Origin of the sequence: Nocardia callitridis (genome assembly GCF_039543305.1) — a bacterium.
Taxonomy (GTDB): Bacteria; Actinomycetota; Actinomycetes; order Mycobacteriales; family Mycobacteriaceae; genus Nocardia; species Nocardia callitridis.
Genome location: NZ_BAABJM010000001.1, coordinates 1,358,441 through 1,377,611, shown reverse-complemented (window position 1 = coordinate 1,377,611; position 19,171 = coordinate 1,358,441). Strand labels below are relative to the sequence as shown.

Sequence of the window (19,171 nt, the reverse complement as noted above, 5' to 3'; positions counted from 1 at the left end):
GTGCGGTGCCGACGGAGAAATGACGGGGGATCGAGTTCCCCACAGTCCAGCGGTGGGGAACGCCGGGCGAGTGCGCGCACCTGGGCCGCGCGTCGATCGGTGGGTGGTCAGTGTGCGGCGTTGATCAGCGCTGTTCGAGAAGGTAGGCGCGTCAGCACTGTTCGAGCCGCCGGTGGCGTGCGACGGTTGCGGCCCGCTCGACGAAACCCCACCGGGCGGGTAGACGACTTGGCGAGGCGCGTCAGCCGATGTCCTGGATGGCGAGGTGCTGCGGATCGTCTGCGCTGCAGCCTCTCCCGACGACCAGGGCGGTGATCTGTGGCGTCTGTGGGCCGCTGAGCAGGATCAATACGGCGCTCTCGCCACGGAACCGAATGTCGCTCGAGCCGAGCACCGTGCGCTGCAGTCCGTTGGCCTGCACACACCGCTCACGCGCTGCCGGGGCGGCGAGTGTGCCGCTCACCTCATTGCGACCGAGTGCGCTGAGAATGGCCATGGAGCCGAGGTCGTCACCCTCGAGTTGGGTGACGCTCGCGGTGGGTTTGGCGGTCGGTTCGCTCTGGTCGTTGCCACGCAGGGTGGCCAACGTCACGCCCGTGCCCGCGACGATGACCACGGCGGCCGCCGCAGCCGCCAACCACTGCCATCGAGCCCGTCGACGGGCGTCGAGTGAGATGGGTGGGGGCGCTCCGGCATCGGGCCGAGTGCCGGGCGCTTCGATGGACGGGGAAACCGTTGGCGGCGGGCCGGATTCGGATACGGCTCGGCGCTCACCGAGAAGCGGTACGGCACGGTCTCCCGGATCTTCCTCGGTATAGACATCGGCAGGGTCCAGGGTTTCGAGGAACTGTTCCAACCGGGCGGTGACGTCGTCGGGCATGGTGTGCAGCGGACGCTCGTCCTTGCCGAGACCGCGCAGACGCGCGGACACATCGTCCAGAGAGTTCAGGAACCTCAGGGCGTCCGGGTCTTGCCGAACCGCGGCCCACAGCTCGTCGCGGTGCTCCGGGGCCACATTGTCCGCGTGCAGATCGGCGAGAAACTCGGGAGTGAAAGGAGGTTGAGGTACCGGTCGAGCCGCCATCGCACCTCCATCGTTGTCATCCGTCGTGTTGTGTGGCACCGCGCTGCAGTCTTGTACCGCGTTGTTGTCCCGTACCGCGTTCTCATCCGGCATGGCGTTCCCATTCGACACGGGGTTTCCCATTCGGACAGCGCCTATTCGCCGCTTTCCGGAACGGCCGAGATCCCCTTGATCCGGGCTGCATGTACATCGTCACAGTGGTTCGTCACTATTACTGACGTACCCCAACTACCTCCGGTTCCCCGGATCACGTAGAAAATCCAAACGTTCTTGGAGACGTTGTCGCGCACGCGCACACCGACTTTTGATCGTCCCGGTCGGAACGCCGAGCATCGCGGCTGCTTCGGACACGCTATACCCCTCCACATCTATCGCCACCAGCGCCGCCCGCTGGTCAGGAGGCAAGGTGAACAATGCTTCGTCGATCAACATGGACGTCTCGAACTCCGCCATCGCGTCCCGGTCCTCGCTCGGCTCGGACTGCTGATGCTCCGAGGAAAACGAGAAAGCGCGTCGAGTCTTATTGCGACGGATGCGATCGAGACAGGCGTTGACCACGATGGCGTGCAACCAACTACGCACCTCCGCCTCGCCACGGAACGAACCCGCCCGTCGATGCGCCGACAGCAGTGCGTCCTGCAACGAGTCGGCGGCATCCTCCCTGGTGTAGGACGTGCGCAAGGCCGTCTGCCACAAATGGTCGTTGTGCCTGCGCAACAGTTCGGCGAAAGCATGCCGCTCACCACGGACATGCGCGCGCAGCAGCTCGATATCGGAAGGCGCGTCGGGCACGGTCGAGCCGCGGGATGCGACCTGCCGTGCTGTACCCCCATGTACATCCTCGTTCAGTTCGGACAATGCCAACCCCTTGGACAGCGCTCACGGCGGCGACGAGCGCGATCGGCCATCGCCTGACTTTCGCAGCATCCAGAATCGCAATATTCAGACCTGGGAAGCTCCCCTGCTGAGAGCGCGTGAAGATCATATCGCTCGTAACGAATCGGTAGCAACCGAGTCCGGTTTACCGGAAAAGTTCGGGAAAACGCCTGATAGAAGGCGTGATTGAGTTCGAGAGATGACCGGAGCGGAGCCAGCTACTGGGCGGCGTCGACGCTGATATCGGCGATCGAGGTTTCGAATTGGCCACCCGAGTTCCCCAACTCGGTGATCCAGATGAGTACGTAACGCGTGGTCCGGTCGGAATCGAGGGCGATATCGGTGACACCGTCACCCAACTTGCCCGATCCGATCAACTGCGTCTGATCCAGCGACGGTGAATCCGTCGGCGCCGTACGGATTTCCACGGCGGTACCCGGACTCGACGACGTGATCGACACATTGGTCAACTTGGCCGGACTGCCCAGCGTCGCGATAAGCCCGACCCCCTTCTTGAGCGCGGGGAACTGCTGGAAGTACTGATCGGTGTGCCAGGACGTGCTCGGGTCCTGGTCGAGCACGTCCTCCGCGGTGTCGGCCCCGTCCTGGGTGCCCTCCGGGGAGAACACCGACACCTTGCTCACCGCGGCCGGCACGCCGGTGCCCGGCGCCGCCGCCTGGGACGGGGGCGTGGCCGACGGCGGTTGCTCCGGCGCCACATTGTTGGTGGTCAATCCGATATTGCGCTGCTCGTTGAGCGGTGCGTCGGAGGAGCCGGGCGCGAAGATACTGACCATCCACCAGATCACGATGCCCACGACGAGCGCGGCCAGAATGCCGAGCCCCACCATGATCCACATCATCCGTTGCGAGCGTTCGCGTTCGGCGGCGATCAATTCGGGATCGGCCAGCGAATCTTCCTGGTCCGGACTGTAGGCACGGCTGCCCTGGCGCTGTCCGAGCCGCAGTACGGGGATGAAATCGGTCTTCTGATCGACCACCGAAGCCTGCTCGAGCACATGCTGGACCGTCGCGGCGGTGCGTACCCCCTTGTTCGACTCCAACGAACGCACGGCGACCGCGGAGATCTCGAACGGCACCTCCGGCCGAATCTGTCTCGGCTCCACCGGACTTCCGTCGGTGCCGAAATCGGCGAGGTGCAGGCCACCGACGGTCGCGGCGGCACCGCTCACCCCACCGGAGCGAATGGGCCAGCGCGCGGTGATCAAGGCGTAGAGCATGGCGCCGAGGCCACGCACATCGGCTTGCGCGTCGGCATCGCTCAGCGTGCCGGGGAAGGCGAGCACCGCGTCACCGGTCGCGCTGATTCTGATGCGGTCGGGGTGATCGATCGACAATGAGCCGCCACCACGATGGGCCAGTTCGGCCGCCGAGGCGAGCGCGCGAATCGCGCGGGCAGCACCGATCGGCGACGGCACGGTCTCGGCCATCTCCCGCAACGACCGGCCCGGCGTCCACTCCGCGACGACGATGCCGCCCGAGCTGCCGCGCACCACATCGAGTACGCGGGCCAGACCTGGCGAATTGATCCTGCCGAGACGCAGTGTGCGCGACAAGATCGCCTGCGGCCCGTCTTGACCGGACTTCTCCGCCGACTTCTGATCGGCGTCGACGAAGGTCAGCGCGACCTCACGGTCGAGCTTGATGTCGAGGGCCTGCCAGAATTCCAGCCCACGCGAGCCGCCGTGACCCGCGAGCAGTCGGTAGCGTCCGCCCGCGACCGATGCGCCGGGAATCAGCTTGGGGCCACGCTGAAGAGGACGCGCGGCCTGCGGCTCGTTGACGACGGGAGGCATTTCCGGTGCGCCGATCGGGAGCATCCCGGTGTCGTAGACCGGATCACGCGGGGGTAGTGGATCAGGGCTGTCCTGCTGATCGGGCGTGGAAGGCCCGTTGTGGGGCGATGGACCGATGGCGGTCTCCTTGTTCGCGTATGCGGAATCGGGACGGTCGTCGCCGACGCCGGGTGCGACGTCGGTGGAGAGGCCGCCCGGCGGGGTCGCAGAAGGCTCGGCGGCAGGGACGCCGCCCACTGCGTCGTCGCTCACCCTCGGTCCTCCTTCGCCCTGATGTGTCGACGTTCCGGCGAACTCGCCACTTGTGCTTCTCTGCCGAACAGGGTACGGGAACTCGCCGATGCCGGTGATGTCAACGGCATCGGCTCTGATCACCGGAAGCACCATGGTCTGGGCATCCATGTACGGGTCGTACCCAGAATAGGCCAGGTATGGTTCCGGCCTGCGCAGAACCTGGGTCTGCTCGGCGTCGAGATCGGGTCCGTCGAGCCCGAGATCCGGTGCGGGCGGGGTCCAGCCGAGGCGGCGGGAGATGGCCACGGTGATGCCGACGATCTCCGGGATACCGGCCAACCGCATCAGGCCGAACGCGACCGCGAACATCACGATCCCGGTGATGGCGACGCGAATCAATGAGCCGGGGCCGCCGAAACTCTCGGTGAGACGGTCCAACCCGAGTACCCGGTCGACGATCCACATGACGGCGCCACCGGCCAGCGAGGACAGCACTACCCGCGTGACGGTTCGCCCGACATTGGACATGCGGAGGTCACCGAGGCTGCGGTGCAAGAGATATCCGCCGATCGCGGCACCGACCGCGAAGCCGACGCCGGTGGCGAATCCGAGGATCACGACGACCTGTTCGCTGTTGCTGGCCAGCAACGGCGCCAGCGCCGAGACGAGGATTTTCACGATCGTGATTCCGAGGATGATCCAGGTCGGTGTCCACGCCTGCTCTCTGGCATAGAACACACGCAGGTGAATCAGCACGAGCGCGTACGGGATCAGCGCGAACGCCGACCAGCTGACGGCGCTACCGAGTCGATCGGCGTCGCCGGCGAACTTGGCGTAACCGAAGAGTGCTTGCCCGATCTGCGGGCCCGCGATGGTCAGGAAGGTGACCACAGGAACCAGCGCGATCATCGTCAGTCGCGTGGCCACCGACAGGTCGTCGACCACCGCGGGCGTATCACCGTCGGCGGCATTGCGACTGAGTCTCGGCATGATCGCGGTGAGGACCGTGACACCGAGCACGCCGTAGGGCAATTGCAGCAGCAGCCAGGCGTACTGGTAGATCGCCGGTCCTGCCTCGTCGGCCGAGGAGGAGATGTGGTTGGCGAAGATCATCCCGACCTGGCTGATCAAGACATACAGGATGATGGCCGCGCCCATCGCGCCGAACTGCTTGAGCCGGGTGTCCATGCCCCACAGCGGGCGCAGGTCGATCCCTTCGCGCCGGATCGCGGGCAGCAGGCACAACGCCTGGCTGAGCACACCGAGTGTGATGCCGATGCCGAGGACCAGCAGTTTCGGATCACTCATCTTGACCGGGTCGAGGGTGATCTCGCCCGGTGTCAACGCGTAGAGGGCGAGCACCACGAGCACGACCACGTTGTTCAACACCGGCGCCCACGCGCCGGGTTTGAAGTTCTGTCTGGTGTTGAGCATGGCCGTGAACAGCGCTGACATGCCGTAGAACAGGATCGCGGGTAACAGCAAGAAGGTGAGCGCGGTGGTGAGCGCGGTGTTGACCTTGCCGTCGGAGGCGACGAAGACATGGGTGGCCAACAGCGGTGCGAACGCCGTGGCCAGCGCGGTGGCGGTGGCCAAGACCACGAAGGCCGCGGTGACGAGTCGACGGATGAAGGCTCGTCCGCCGTCGGCGTCCTCCTTCTCCGCACGAACCAGCGTCGGCACGACCATCGCGGTGAGCACGGCACCGAGCACCAACTCGGTGATCATGTTCGGGATCAGGTTCGCCGAGGTGAACGCGCTGGCGATGGCGGGGCCGAGCACGGCGGCGAGCATGAGTTGCTTGCCGAAACCGGTGATGCGGCTGATCAGCGTGGCCACGGCGATCGAGCCGGAGTCCTTGAGCAGTCGGGCGGTGCCCTGCTTGGGCTCGTTCTTCGGCTCGTCGGTCTTCGTCGTGGTCGGCCAGTCTTTGGTGCGCGGACCGTCGGCGGTGGCGACCGCCGAATTCGCGTCGCGCCGCTGCGAGTACTGCTCAGGCATCGCCTTTGGGGCGGGGTACCGGGGCGGTGGCACACGACTGGATCGGTGCTCGTCGGCCTCCGGTGGACGGCCGCGCCGCCCGGTCGGCGTCGTCGGCACCGCGTCGGGCGCCTGGCGTGCGGCAGGGGCAGGCGCCTGGTGCCCTGGCTCTCGGCCAGGGGGTGGCGGAGGTGGTTGACGGTTCGGCGCGGGACGACCAACGGGTTGCCCTGGCGCTGAGCGTCGCTCGCCCAGGTTCGCGTCGGGCTCGGGTGCTTGGCGTCGACCGGTGGGAAGCGGGCCGGATTGACCCGGTGCCGGTCGTGGTCGATCAGTCGGGCGTGCACCAGGTTCCGCCGCGAACCGCGGCTGGTCGACCGAGGTACCGATGGGCCGACCGGCGGCGAGGTGTGCGCCGGATTGGCCGGGTGCTGGCCGAGTGCGGTCTCGCGCGTCCGCACCGGACTGTTCCGGTGCGGATCGTCGGCCTGTGGGAAATGCGCCGGATTGGCCGGGTGCCGGTCCTGGTCGGTCGGCTGGGTTCGGTCCGGGGTCCGGTGCGTGGCGTCGGCTGGACGGGAGTGCGCCGGATTGGTCTGGTGTGGGTCTTGGTCGACCGGTTGGAGGCAGACCGGGTTCGGGTGCGGGGCGTCGGCTTGTTGGGAGTGCGCCGGATTGGCCGGGACCCGGTCGGTCGGCTGGATTCTCGCCGGGTTCGGGTGCGGGGCGTCGGCTGGACGGGAGTGCGCCGGATTGGTCGGGTGTGGGTCTTGGTCGACCGGTTGGAGGCAGACCGGGTTCGGGTGCGGGGCGTCGGCCTGTCGGGAGTGCGCCCGATTGACCAGGTGCGGGGTGCGGCCGGTCTGCTGGACGCTCCGGGGCTTGTCGGGGGCGAGCGGTCGGGGGCTCGCCGGAAAGGCCTGGTGCGTGGCGGGATTGGTCCGCGTGGTTCGTGCCGGGCGGCGGCGGGTTCACCGGAGGCGGCTCCGGTGCGGGACGGCGCGCTCGGTCGACCGGGATAACGCCGGGAGGCTCGGGTTCTTGGTGGTGTCGGCTCGTCGGGATGGCACCGGAATGCCCCGGTCCCGGACGCGGTGGCTCACCGGGTGTGTGGCGAGGCGGCGTTGGACGCGGTGGCGGTGCCGGATACTGCTGTTGTCCCGGATGCGGCGGTGGCTGACGCTGGGGCTGCTGACCGCGCGACGGCTGCGCTTGCTCCGGCCGCTGCGTCGGCGGGGCTGGCTCCGGCCGCTGCGTCGGCGGCGCAGGGCGCGACGGCTTCGGTCCCCCGGGGTGACTGATCCGCGGAACACGTGGATCCCGATCATCATGCGGGTCCGGGCTCATCGGCGTGCCCTCCCCCGATTGCTGCGGTGTGCGTTCCCACGGTGCGAGTGGTGCCCGGCGGGGCGGTGGCCCGTCGGGTCGATCGCCTGGATCAGATCGATGCGCCGAGAAGTCATCGTCGCTCATCATGCCTCCTGCGCTCGGCAGGGAGCAGAAATCCCGGTCGACCCGGCGCGCGACGCCACCGCTGTTGCGCTCACCGTGCCTCCTGATCTGTCCGAACGTTCCCCACCCGCTCCCGCGCCGATGCGGGCACTCGTGTGATTGTCCCTCATCCGCTCGTTCGGGCTCGCCGGAGCGCGAATCCGAACTGCTCGACGAGCAACGCACGCGATTGTCTCGCACCGCGGCGCGGCGATGCGCCGGACACCAACATCAGGTACCCACGGCGGCGCTTGTCGCTCACTGTTGTTCCTGCTTGTTTTCGCGCAGCAGGCGTTTACGTGCCTGGCGATACCTGCTGACCCTCGGACCGATCTCGGCGTCGAAGCCCTCGTCGTTCGGATCGGGACGGCCACGGAAGCGCCGCCACAGGCGACGTCCCGCGAGGAGGAACAGCAATGCGCCCGCGCAGCCGGTGATGATCGCCAACGCCTGACCGTAGGCATTGGAGCGGACCGACACCGAGGTGGCATTGCCGAGCGGAATGCCGTCGGGGGTATTCAGCGAAATCGGGATGACCAGCTTGCGGCTGTCGGTCACCTCGGTGGGGATCTGGAACGACCTGCTGCCACGGGGTGGCAACTGCTCCTCACCGAGGTCGGTGATCTTGGTTTGCTCCGGTGCCTCGATGCGGAACCGGATCCTGATCGCGACCGGTAGATCGTTGCGCGCGACCAGCAGCAACGGACTCTGTTCGGAGGCAAGGGTATACACGCCACCCGGCGGAAGCACCGTGACCGAGCGATACAGGTTCTCCATGGTCGTCGCGGTCTGATCGAGTCGCCGCTGCGCGAACGTGTCGGATTGTGTGTTGTCGCCGGGGCGCCGATCCGATCTGCTCAAGACGCGAATCAGGTCGTCGCGCAGCGGGGCCAGGAACTGCTGCGGGGTCGGCTCGACCTCCGGCACCTCCACCAGTGCCCGCATCAGATCCTTGATCCGCAGACTCTGATCGCGCACGGGCGCCAAGAACTGGCCGGGTACCGCGTCCCGCACCACCTGCGGCAACGTGTCGAGTTCGTACGACTGCGGGTCGACCGGCTGGGCGAGAAGTTCCGGCAACGGCTTCGGGGTGGCCAGATGGTTGCGCATGAGCAGTTCGAGCTGCGCGAGCAGCGCGGCGGCCTCCTCGCGATTGGCACCCCACTGCTGCGGCGGCACCAGCAACAGCGACCTCGGCCGATCCGGTTGCGGGTTCAGTGCCGACCAGGACACCGCGCCGAGCGCATCCTGCATGCGTGCCGATCGTGAATCGTTGGTGACGTCGTAGCGCACCCGGTTCGGCGTGAAGGACGGTGTCGGCGGGTTGGAGCCGATCGCGGCCAGTGCTGTCGCCGACCAGATGTCGAAGGTCGCGGCGTGCAGCGCGGGGTCGGTCGGCGGTTCGCCGCTCGCGGTCGGCGTGCCGTTCACCGGGCCGGTTTGCGTGCCTTCGGCAGGGTCGGGTCGACCGTTCGCGGCGACGGGCGGCGGTGTCGGGGTGACGCCGGGCAGACGCACCATGGCGGGCGCGGCCGGTTCGGTCGGGCCGTCCATCGACATGTGGTAGCCGGTGTCGTCCTCGGAATTCTGGTCTTCATCGAACAGTTCCTGCGACGTCCCCGAGGTTCCCTCGGGCACCGTGACATTGTCGGCGAGTACGGCGGTACTGAAGCCGTTGTCGCGCAGCAGTGTTCCGGCGCCCGCGTCGATGCTGCCGGAATCGGGCAGGCTCACCCCGCGTACCGAACGCACCGACAGAATCGAATCGACCAGGTCGGCGGGCGAATTCACGGCGCGGTCGGTGAGTGCCTGATCGTTCACCGCCGCCAAAGCGGGCAGATCTACCTGACCGAACGGCAGCGCCACCGTGCACAGCGTTCCCGCGACGGCACGCACACGGTCCAGCCACGCCTGCGCCTGTTGTTCACCGGTGCCCTCCCTGGTCGCACCGTCGGGATCGGAGGGGCTCGCGAGCACCCGGTAACCCTTGGTCATCGACTGCACGGTCATCAGGAGGTCGGGGTCGATCGCCAAACACACCGACGACGCCAGTGTGTGATCGCGGCTGCCGCTCGCGCCGAGCGCTTCCTCCAGCGCACTGAGCAGCTGGTCGAGACGACCACCCTTGCCGAGCGAGGCGGCGAGTTCGTCGTCGGTCAGTTCCACCGACTCCTTCACCGAGCCGGGATGCCCGGCCACCAGTCGCGGCCGGTCGGCCAGTGGCCACAACAGGGTCGTCGCCACCGGTGCGTCGCTGGCCGCGGCTACGGGCTGGGCGGTGGGGTCGGCGGGGTCGACATCGGCCGAGGGGGGAATGCCGAGAACGGGGAGCAGGAAGCGGGCGTCGTCCAGTCGGGCCTGCGTGCCGTACTCGGGTGCGCCGTTGACGTTCAACAGCAGCGGGTAGACACCCGGCTGATCGATTTCCAGCGACGAGGGCGCGCTGCCATCGGAGCGCACCGCGACACTGAGGGTGAACTGTTTGCGCTCACCGGGACTCAGCTGCTCGGCGATGTCCTCGAATGGCGTTGCCACGTCGTAGTTCACCTGGTCGAGGCGCAGGGCGCCACGCAACTCGGCGGGGTTGCCCACCGCACCGGCTCGTTGCACCCGGATGCTGACGTCGTTGACGGCACGGTCACCGATATTCGTGACCGTGCCCGAGACCGTCAGCACCGGATCGCTGGTCGTCGTGACCGTGTTGGGGGATACCGAATCCAACGACAGTTTCAAGAATTGTGGCGTCGACGAGGTACCTGACCCGGCTGGTTGCGCCGCCGCCACCGCAGTGGACAGCAACGGAAACGTTGTCACCGAGCCGAGGATCGTCAGGACCGCCACGATGATCCGGAACAGTCCGCGCGTCATCGCTTGCCGGTCTCCATCCGGTCGATCAGTTTGTTAGCCACCTCGGCGAGGCGCCGTTCGTCGGCATAGGCGAGCCGAGAGTTCAATTCGCTCAACGGGACCCACGCGACCTGCGTGACTTCCACGTCGGCGTCGGAAAGCTCGCCGCCGACACATCGCAGCAGATAATGATGCACGGTCTTGTGTACCCGACGGCCCTCGGTGACGAACCAGTAATCGATACTCCCCAGTTCGTCCACGACGACACCGTTGATGCCGGTCTCCTCGGCGACCTCACGGATCGCGGTTTGTTCGGCGGTCTCGCCCGCCTCGATATGCCCTTTCGGCAGTGACCACAGTAATCGGCCGCGCCGGTCGGTCCGACCGATCAGTGCGGCGCTGCGGCCCTCTTTCGGACCGTCGAGACCGTCGACCACGAGCCCGCCCGCGGAGGTCTCGCGCACCGTGCGCATACGGGGTTTACCCGCGCCGGAGGCCGAACCGCGGCGCCGAGGCTGGCGGCGTCGACTGTTCGCACGATCGGCCTGAGACACCAAGCAATCCTACTGTGTTGATCGGCGGCCGGTGCCGCGTGTTCGCGGCCCCCTTCAGTCTCGTGTTCGCGCACCCGTTACCCGCTCTTTCGTCGCCTACTCAACGGGTGCGCGAGTGCGCGACGGGTCGTGAACGTGCCGTGCCGATCTCGCTGCGTTCGGCGGGCGCGGGTCGGTGGAAAATCGCCGATGACGATGTGCGTGTAGTGCCACGTCGTGGCAGGGGTTCTACCTGCGCCGATGACAGGCCTGTGCAGCGGGAAACTTGGCTGGCGCAGCGGGAAACTTGGCTGGCGCAGATGTGGCTGATTGTGAAGTGACCACCGCGTCCTGCTGTTCGGAAGTGAGGAAGAGCTGACCGGTACGTTGGCCTCCCGGCGGTGCCCGGCGCAGAACACCCGGTCCGCGCCGTGCGGAAGACGCGGTGCGTGTCGGTGTCGGCGCGGACTATTCGGCTCGGTTCGAAACCAGGCCGCGACAGCATCCCTCGCGGGCCGTGCTGGAGGCACTCTCGTCGGCACCGCTGCTCAACCTCGGAGTTGACGTGCCGGGGCCGTTACTTTCCGACGGTCGTCGCGAGGTAGTCGACGGCGCGCCGGGGAACGCCGAAAAACCAGCCGGTAGGCTGCCCATTCGTGGTTTCGCCCAATGACGTCTCGCCTCAGGACACTGCGGATACAGAGCTGGATCGACGGACTCGATTGCTCGCGGGGGCGGCGGTGACGTTGGGCAGATTGTCGGATGTGTTGGTGCCGTTGGGTGAGCTGTTCGCAGCGCAAGGCCACGAGTTGTACCTCGTGGGCGGCAGCGTGCGCGACGCTGTGCTGGGACGTCTCGGCACGGATCTGGATTTCACCACCGACGCGCGGCCCGAGGCAGTGCAGCGGATCTTGCGTGGGTGGGCCGATCACCTGTGGGATACCGGTGGGTTGGCGTTCGGAACGGTGAGCGCCTCGAAAGCCGACCAGCAGATCGAGATCACCACCTTCCGCGCCGACAATTACGACCGGGTCTCCCGCAATCCCGAGGTGACCTTCGGCGACACCCTCGCCGACGATCTGGTGCGCCGCGATTTCACGGTGAACGCGATGGCGGTGCGGATCGGCGCCGAGGGCGCGTTGGAGTTCGTCGACCCGCTCGACGGGATGCGCTCGTTGTTGGCCGGGGTGCTGGATACCCCCGCGGCGCCCGAGGATTCGTTCAACGATGACCCGCTGCGGATGTTGCGTGCGGCGCGGTTCGTCTCGCAGTTGGGATTCGACGTGGCACCGAGGGTGCGCGCGGCGATCACGAGCATGGCCGAACAGATCGACCGGATCACCGCCGAACGCGTACGGGTGGAGCTGGACAAGCTGATCGCCGGTGCGCACCCGATCGACGGCATCAATGTCATGTGCGAGACGGGTCTTGCCGACCGGGTGCTGCCCGAGGTGCCCGCGATGAAGCTCGAGATCGACGAGCATCACCAGCACAAGGACGTGTACTGGCATTCGCTGACGGTGCTCGAGCAGGCGATCGATCAGGAAGACGGCGACCCCGACCTGGTGTTGCGTTGGGCGGCGCTGCTGCACGATGTCGGCAAACCCGACACCAAACGCAATGAGCCGGGCGGCGGCGTGAGTTTCCATCACCATGAGGTGGTCGGCGCGAAGATGGTGCGCAGGCGGCTGCGCGCACTGAAGTTCCCGAAGCAGTTCACCGAGGAGGTCGCTCGGCTGGTGTTCCTGCACTTGCGTTTTCACGGCTACGGCAAGGGGCAGTGGACGGATTCCGCGGTGCGTCGCTACGTCACCGATGCCGATGACCTGTTGCCGCGCCTGCACAAGTTGGTCCGTGCGGATTGCACCACCCGAAACAAGCGTCGCGCGGCGGCCCTGCGCGCGACCTATGACGAGTTGGAGGACCGGATCGCCCGGCTGCGCGAGCAGGAGGATCTGGCGAAGGTGCGTCCCGACCTGGATGGCAACGCGATCATGGAACTACTCGGTGTGCCGCCGGGGCCCGCGGTCGGTAAGGCATGGAATTACCTCAAGGAGTTGCGGCTCGACCGTGGTCCGTTGACCAGGGACGAGGCCGAGGCCGCGCTGTTGGAGTGGTGGAACGCGCGGAAATAGGCGCGGGTCAGAAGACGATCAGCCGGGTTCCCGCGACGATCGCGTTCCTGATCTGGGTGAGGTCGAACGATCCCGCGGTCTGCGGTAGCCGCACCCGGAAGTGCACACGGTCTGCCTGCCTGGTGGCGTGCTCGATGTGTGCGCCGCTGGGCAGTCGGGTCAGGCTCAGCGCTGGTAGGTCGATCATGCGCCGGGGCAGCCGGATGCCGAATCGGCTGGCGCGGTGCAGGTCGAGGATGAGCCGATTGTCGAGGACCGCGCCGTCGAGCAGGGCGCTGACGCGTTTGGTGCGGTGCCTGGCCAGCACCAGTCCGCTCGGGTCGAGGCCGAGGGCCCAGTCCAATGGTTGGGCGTTGAGCCACCCGAGCAGCGCGGCGGTGGTGATGCTGCCTTCGATATCGACGCTCGCGGCGCGCACCCTGGTCGGGACGCCGGGGATCAGGCGAACGCCGTGGGCGATGACGGTCACCTCCTCGATCGAATGCCCGTCCCAGCGCAATCGCGACAGCACCGTCTTGGTTTGGAAGTGCGCGCCGCGCCTGCGCACTTTCAGCACGTCGAGGGTGGCTTCGAGTTCGTGTTCGAGCAGGGTCGCGTTGATCTGGCGTCCGCCGAAGCGGCTGAGGATTCCCTCGCTGAGCCCGGTCATCACGACGTCGGGCAGCAGCGCGGTGACGGTGCCCGCGCCCAGATCGGCGACCGGATCCACCCAGGAGGTGGACAGGGCGACCCACTGGTCCAGCCATGACCGGTCGTACAGGCGCTTGCCGAGATCGACGGCCCGTAGCGGCGACCAGGACTTCGGATCGAAAGACATGGCCATGATTGGTTCGAGCCTACTGGCGCGGTGCGGGCGAGGACAGCGTCGTCGCCGTGATTGTGAGGCAGTTCGCGATCGGGTGCGGTGTGCGGTCGGTTCGGTCAGATCGAGAGACTTGTCTCTGGTGAAGCCTTGTCCGGCGTCGGGTGCGCCGACGACAATTGTCCGTGCGGGTCGAGGCCGGCACGGCGTGTGTGGTCGCCGGAGTGCGCGCTCGTGTCGTCGGAACAAGCGTGTCGTCGGAACAAGCACTGGGAGGACGCGGATGGTGCTGGATCTCAACAGCGATCTCGGTGAGGGTTTCGGGCCGTGGCAGATGGGTGATGATGCCGCGATGCTGGACATCGTCACCAGCGCGAACATCGCGTGCGGGTTTCACGCGGGCGATCCGACGATCATGCGGCGTACCTGTGGACTCGCGGTCGAGCGTGGGGTGCGGATCGGCGCGCACGTCGGCTATCGCGATCTGGCCGGTTTCGGTCGGCGCGCGATCGAGGTCGATCCGGCGCAATTGCGTGATGAGGTGCTGTATCAGATCGGTGCGCTCGGCGGGTTCGCGAAGGCGGCGGGTGATCGGGTGCGCTATGTGAAACCACATGGTGCCCTTTATCATTCGGCCGCGTGCACGCGTTCGGTCGCGGAGGCGGTGGTGACGGCGATGGTGGAATTCGACCAGACGTTGGTGTTGCTCGGCCCCGCGGGCACCGAGTTGGCCGAGGCGGCGGCGGCCAGTGGCGTCGGCTTCATCGGTGAGGGGTTCGCCGATCGCGCGTATACGCCCGAGGGTTCGCTCGCGCCGCGCGGGCTCGCCGGTGCGGTGTTGGCGGTCGAGGACGCGGTGGCGCAGGCCGTTTCGATCGCGCAGCGCGGTCATGCGCGAACCGTCGATGCCGCGCGAGTACGGGTCGACGCGGAAAGCCTGTGTGTCCATGGCGATTCGCCTGCCGCGGTGCGGATGGCGCGGTTGGTGCGGGAACGGTTGGCTGCCGCCGGTGTCGAGGTGCGTCCGTTCAGCTGAGTGTGGGTCACGTGACGTCACGAAAGGTTGGGTGCGGGTAGATGGATTCGATGACGAGCGTCGTCGATGCTTACGCGCCGGTGTCGCGCGACGGCTATTCGCAACGGTGCGTTGGAGCCACCGGATTACGCGGGACCGCGCGGTCACTGAATGACACTGTGCTGAAACAGCATTGGTCGACAACTCGCTCCTGCGGTTCGCCCGAGCCCAGGCTGGTGCGTGCCGCGGGCGGCTGCGAGGGGGTCGAGCGATGACCTCGTCGGCGGCCGGACCTTCGATCATGAACGCGGGTGACCGTGCCCTCTTGGTGGATGTGCGGGAGCACGGGACATTGCTTCGACTGGTCAACGCGTTGCGGCGCAACCCGATCGAGGGTGTGCAGGATATTCTCCCCGCGGCGAATACCTTGCTGCTGACCTTGCTTTCGCCGAAGGTGTCCGAGCGGGTGCGTCGTGAGATCGACGGCCTGTTACGTGGACTCGCCGAGTCGGGCGTAGCGGCGGTTTCCCGTGAAACACTGCAGGACAACGATTTTGCCGAGGAGCCGCTGGCCGTTCCGGTGCGCTACGACGGCGCCGATCTCGCCGAGGCAGCGCGCCTGCTCGACCTCGGTCCCGAGGAGTTGATCGCCGCGCATACCGGCACGATCTGGCGCTGTGCGTTCGTGGGATTCGCGCCGGGCTTCGGATACTTGGAGCCGCCGGACGGGCGGCTGTCGGTCCCGCGCAGAGCGGCGGCGCGCACCGCGATCCCCGCCGGTGCCGTCGGTTTGGCGGGTGGTTATTCGGCGGTCTATCCGCGCTCGACGCCAGGGGGTTGGCAGTTGATCGGAACCGCCGAGGCGACCATGTGGGATGTCGAGCGCGATCCGCCCGCGCTGATCCGTGCGGGTGCGCGGGTGCGGTTCTTCGATGTGGCGGCCCCGCGATGATCAGCGTCGAGCAGGTGGGGCCGCTGGCGACCATTCAGGATCGCGGCAGGCCGGGATGGTTCGATTCCGGGGTCGGGCCCTCCGGTGCGGCCGATCTCGCATCGCTGGGCCTCGGTAACCGGTTGGTCGGCAATCCCGAGGACGCGGCGGGCATCGAGGTATTGCTCGGCGGGCTGGTGTTGCGCGCGCTGCGGGATGTGCTTGTCGCGGTGACCGGCGCGCCGATGCAGGCGACGATCGACGGCATCCCGGTCGGCCACGCCAGCGTGCTGGAACTGGCGGCGGGACAGGTGCTTCGACTCGCGGCGGCGCCGGTCGGTTTGCGCGGATACGTCGCGGTGCGTGGCGGAATCGCCGTACCCCCGACGCTCGGTTCTCGCAGTACGGACACCCTGTCCGGACTGGGGCCGGACCCGCTGCGGCCGGGTGATCAACTGCCGGTGGGGCGCGCGCCGAGCACCTACCCGACCGTGGACCTGGCCCCCGTTCCGGAGCTGCCCGCCGACCGGGTCGAGGTACGGGCGTTGCTCGGTCCCCGCGACGCGTGGTTCGAGCACGCCGCCGCGCTCTTCGAGGGCGACTGGGTGATCTCGGCCGACACCGACCGCGTCGGCGCCCGACTCGACCGACGCCGCGGTCCCCCACTGGCCAGAGCGAGGCACGGAGAGCTCACGACCGAGGGTATGGCGCTCGGTTCCATCCAGGTTCCGCCGAGCGGTCAGCCGGTGGTGTTTCTCGCCGACCATCCGATCACCGGCGGGTATCCGGTGGTCGGGGTGGTTCTCACCGCCGACGTCCCGGCGATCGCCCAAGCAAGACCTGGTCAACATCTGCGATTCCGACCCGCCGTCTTCGGCACCTGAAACACCTACCGGGAGCGCGTGATCAGGCTCCGTACCGCGACACTTCCGCGGATCGAATCGACACCGGACAACGCCTTGCGCCTGGCCGAATCGTTGGCCAGGTTTCCGGATCCGAGTTGGGTCACCCTGCTGTCCGCCCGCTCCGTGGTGACCTGTGTGAGTCGGCGGCGTTCGATCGAACGGCGCGCCGCACTGCTCGGCGGGCATGCGGTGCCGCATCACCTTGTACGCGGTCACCTCGACCGCCTGACTCGCCCCCGGCAGGGTAGGCAACTCGAGAGCAGGTTGTCCGCACCATCGGCGGCAACAGGCTCGACTTCGTCCCGTCGCCACCCTGGACGGTGTGATCGAGTGTGGCTGGTTGGAGAGTCGCCGATCTGACAGCCGGTGGCGAGCGGCCCGCCACGCTCGTCAGACATCCGTTGACGTGGGACGAGGACACACCCTCGCCGTCTGTGCGAGGCGAACGAAAGACATCGTCACCGAGCAGATGGTTGCAGTCGACGGGTTCGACGACGGGGTCGGTGATGGCGCTGAAAGATTTCGGGAAACCCGGCCGTGGCCGTGGCCGAGGCCCTTCCTTGATGGGCGGGTAGCCGCTGAGCCGGCGGCCGAGCCGAGTTTGCGGAGTAACAGTCCTCCGCTGGGCGGAAACGGTGGAGCCACGGGCTCCCCCGCGCACCGACAGGTACGCGAGGGACCCGAGTCAGTTCGGTGAATCCAGTTGTGCGTGCATCAGATACACGTTGTAGCTGTCCCACTCGGAGATGGTGAAGTACAGGTCCTTCCCCGTCGACCACGGGTGGATGAATCCGCCGTAGGTCTTCGGGTAGTCGTCGGTCGAGACGAGTTGCACGCCGTCGGTCCACCTACCCTGCGGGCTCGCCGCATTGCGGACCACGATCTTGTTGGTGCTGACGTCGAGATAGACCATCTGCCACTGGTTATTGGCCTCGTCGTAGCGCACCGACAGCTCGCTGGCGGGCCCGAGAACCAAGGGGCTGGCGTTGTTCTCGGCGGCGGGTGCCCAATTGCCGTCCACCCAATACTGATAGGCGGACTTGTTGAGCACGTCGGCTTTGGCGACGCGCGCGAGTCCGATCATGCCGACACGGCCGTTGGGTGTGCCGAACATGTAGACGTAGTCGCCGCGAGGCACCATCGCCGAGACCTGGAATTTGCCGAGCCCGAAGAAGTTCTCCCAGCGGGCGTGCTGATCTTTGGTCCAGGTGCTGCCGCCGTCGTCGGAGTAGGCGAGCCCGCCGTAATTGGTCCACCACATGCCTGGCACGCGGCTCCACCGGTTCACCGACATGTAGCTCAGATACTGCCGATCGCCGATGGCGAACCCGGAGGTGGGGATGGTGGTCGTCTCCCAGTTCTTGATCTTGCGGCTGCCGAGGATCTCGGTGGCGTGGCAGCGGCTGTCCTGGACGAAGGTGTCCAGGGAAAGCCCGTCGCCCAGTTCACGATCGGTGCTGTAGGCGAGGATGTTGCTGCGCCAGTCCTCGCCACCACCGCCGACACCCGAACCGGCGCCGAAGGTGTCGCCGAAGACCACGGCGACCTTGCCCGGTTCGGTTTCCCACATCAGTCCGAGGTCGGTGCCGTCGACCTGCCAGCGCATGTCGGTGCGGTTGTTCGAGCCGTGACCGGTGACCTGGTCGACGAGGTCCACCGAGCGCACTCCTGGCGGTGGCACGGGAGCCGATTGCGGGCCGGGTTCGATCGGGTTCACCACCGGGGGCGGCGCGGGTTGTGGTTCGTCGCTCGGTCCGCCGGGAACGGGGATCGGGATGGGTTCCGGTTCGGGGTTGAACTGGATGCGCGGCAGGAACGGCACGCCGGACCCACTGCTGGAGCCCGAGGACGAACCGGAATCGGGACCGTCGCTCGAGCCCGACGAGGAGCCGGAATCCGGCCCGTTGCTCGAGCCGGAATCGGGTGTGTCGCTCGAACCCGACGACGAACCGTTGTCGGGCTCCGGCTCTTCGGACGGCGCGTCCTCCAGCGCGGGGGCGTCTTCGCCGTGTGGGGCGTCTTCGGGCTTGGGGTCTGCCTTGGGTTTCGGGTTGTCACGGATGTCGGGACACGGGTTGTGGCACGGATCGCTGGGCAGCGGTGTCTGCGCGACGCGCGTTTTGTCCTGCGGCGGGTCGGGAATGGGGACCGGCGTGAATTCCGGGACGGGGTAGGGGATGTCGATTTGCGGCGGCGCCGGAGGCAGCGGCGGTGGCGGCGGCAGCGACGGGTCGGGGGCCCGATTGAGCGGGTCGTAGCCGATTTCGCCACAGCTGTTCACCGGTGGCGGCGCCCAAGGGAATTGGGTGGCGTGCGCCAGGGGTGTGGACAGCGTGGGGACATTCGTGAGTAGCACACCGAACAGTGCTGGCAGCAGCAACTTTCGGTGACGTGCGCGGTTCGTCATCGTCGATGCCGGATCAGGTTGCCAGGCAGGGTGTGTGCGGGAACGGTACTCGTGTCCGAGTCGTGGCCCGGACTGGGTCGGGGTCTGTCGCCGGATAACCCATGTCGTGGTGTG

12 protein-coding genes are annotated in these 19,171 nt (G+C 67.3%); 5 read left to right on the top strand and 7 right to left on the bottom strand.

The window, feature by feature from the left end; all coding sequences use genetic code 11:
• Positions 1–241: 241 nt before the first annotated feature.
• The 5 genes from ABEA50_RS05870 to ABEA50_RS05850 form a co-directional block, all read right to left on the bottom strand.
• A complete protein-coding gene (locus tag ABEA50_RS05870; RefSeq protein ID WP_345493990.1) occupies positions 242–1,084 on the bottom strand; it encodes a hypothetical protein in 843 nt (280 codons plus the stop codon).
• Positions 1,085–1,312: 228 nt separating this feature from the next.
• Entirely contained in the window at positions 1,313–1,876 is a 564-nt protein-coding gene (gene sigM, locus ABEA50_RS05865) for an RNA polymerase sigma factor SigM (protein WP_345493989.1), read from the bottom strand.
• 302 nt (positions 1,877–2,178) lie between these two features.
• On the bottom strand, positions 2,179–6,012 hold the full coding sequence (locus ABEA50_RS05860; RefSeq protein ID WP_345493988.1) for a murein biosynthesis integral membrane protein MurJ: 3,834 nt from the start codon (positions 6,010–6,012) through the stop codon (positions 2,179–2,181).
• A gap of 1,728 nt (positions 6,013–7,740) precedes the next feature.
• Entirely contained in the window at positions 7,741–10,350 is a 2,610-nt protein-coding gene (locus tag ABEA50_RS05855; protein ID WP_345493987.1) for a DUF6049 family protein, read from the bottom strand.
• A complete protein-coding gene (locus ABEA50_RS05850; protein WP_425577536.1) occupies positions 10,347–10,886 on the bottom strand; it encodes an NUDIX hydrolase in 540 nt (179 codons plus the stop codon). Before ABEA50_RS05850 ends, ABEA50_RS05855 begins: the two co-directional genes overlap by 4 nt.
• Before the next feature lie 421 nt (positions 10,887–11,307).
• Between ABEA50_RS05850 and ABEA50_RS05845 the strand changes: the two genes are divergently transcribed.
• Together ABEA50_RS05845 and ABEA50_RS05840 are read left to right on the top strand one after the other, a co-directional pair.
• The gene (locus tag ABEA50_RS05845; protein WP_345493985.1) at positions 11,308–11,535 is read left to right on the top strand and encodes a hypothetical protein; all 228 of its coding nucleotides are present in this window, start codon (positions 11,308–11,310) and stop codon (positions 11,533–11,535) included.
• A complete protein-coding gene (locus tag ABEA50_RS05840; RefSeq protein WP_345493984.1) occupies positions 11,519–12,997 on the top strand; it encodes a CCA tRNA nucleotidyltransferase in 1,479 nt (492 codons plus the stop codon). Before ABEA50_RS05845 ends, ABEA50_RS05840 begins: the two co-directional genes overlap by 17 nt.
• A gap of 7 nt (positions 12,998–13,004) precedes the next feature.
• On the opposite strand, the gene ABEA50_RS05835 is transcribed toward ABEA50_RS05840, so the two are convergent.
• Positions 13,005–13,814, bottom strand: a complete 810-nt coding sequence (locus ABEA50_RS05835; RefSeq protein WP_345493983.1) for a hypothetical protein — start codon at positions 13,812–13,814, stop codon at positions 13,005–13,007.
• Positions 13,815–14,082: 268 nt separating this feature from the next.
• On the opposite strand from ABEA50_RS05835, the gene ABEA50_RS05830 reads away from it, so the two are divergent.
• The 3 genes from ABEA50_RS05830 to ABEA50_RS05820 all read left to right on the top strand — a co-directional run bounded on the left by ABEA50_RS05830 (position 14,083) and on the right by ABEA50_RS05820 (position 16,629).
• On the top strand, positions 14,083–14,835 hold the full coding sequence (locus tag ABEA50_RS05830) for a LamB/YcsF family protein (RefSeq protein WP_345493982.1): 753 nt from the start codon (positions 14,083–14,085) through the stop codon (positions 14,833–14,835).
• A gap of 250 nt (positions 14,836–15,085) precedes the next feature.
• Complete coding sequence (locus tag ABEA50_RS05825) at positions 15,086–15,766, top strand: 5-oxoprolinase subunit B family protein (protein ID WP_345493981.1); 681 nt, start codon at positions 15,086–15,088, stop codon at positions 15,764–15,766.
• Positions 15,763–16,629 carry a 5-oxoprolinase subunit C family protein gene (locus tag ABEA50_RS05820; protein WP_345493980.1) on the top strand — a complete coding sequence of 289 codons (867 nt, stop codon included), beginning with the start codon at positions 15,763–15,765 and terminating at the stop codon, positions 16,627–16,629. Before ABEA50_RS05825 ends, ABEA50_RS05820 begins: the two co-directional genes overlap by 4 nt.
• A gap of 706 nt (positions 16,630–17,335) precedes the next feature.
• Here ABEA50_RS05820 and ABEA50_RS05815 read toward each other — a convergent pair.
• On the bottom strand, positions 17,336–19,057 hold the full coding sequence (locus tag ABEA50_RS05815; protein WP_345493978.1) for a DUF4185 domain-containing protein: 1,722 nt from the start codon (positions 19,055–19,057) through the stop codon (positions 17,336–17,338).
• Positions 19,058–19,171: the final 114 nt, after the last annotated feature.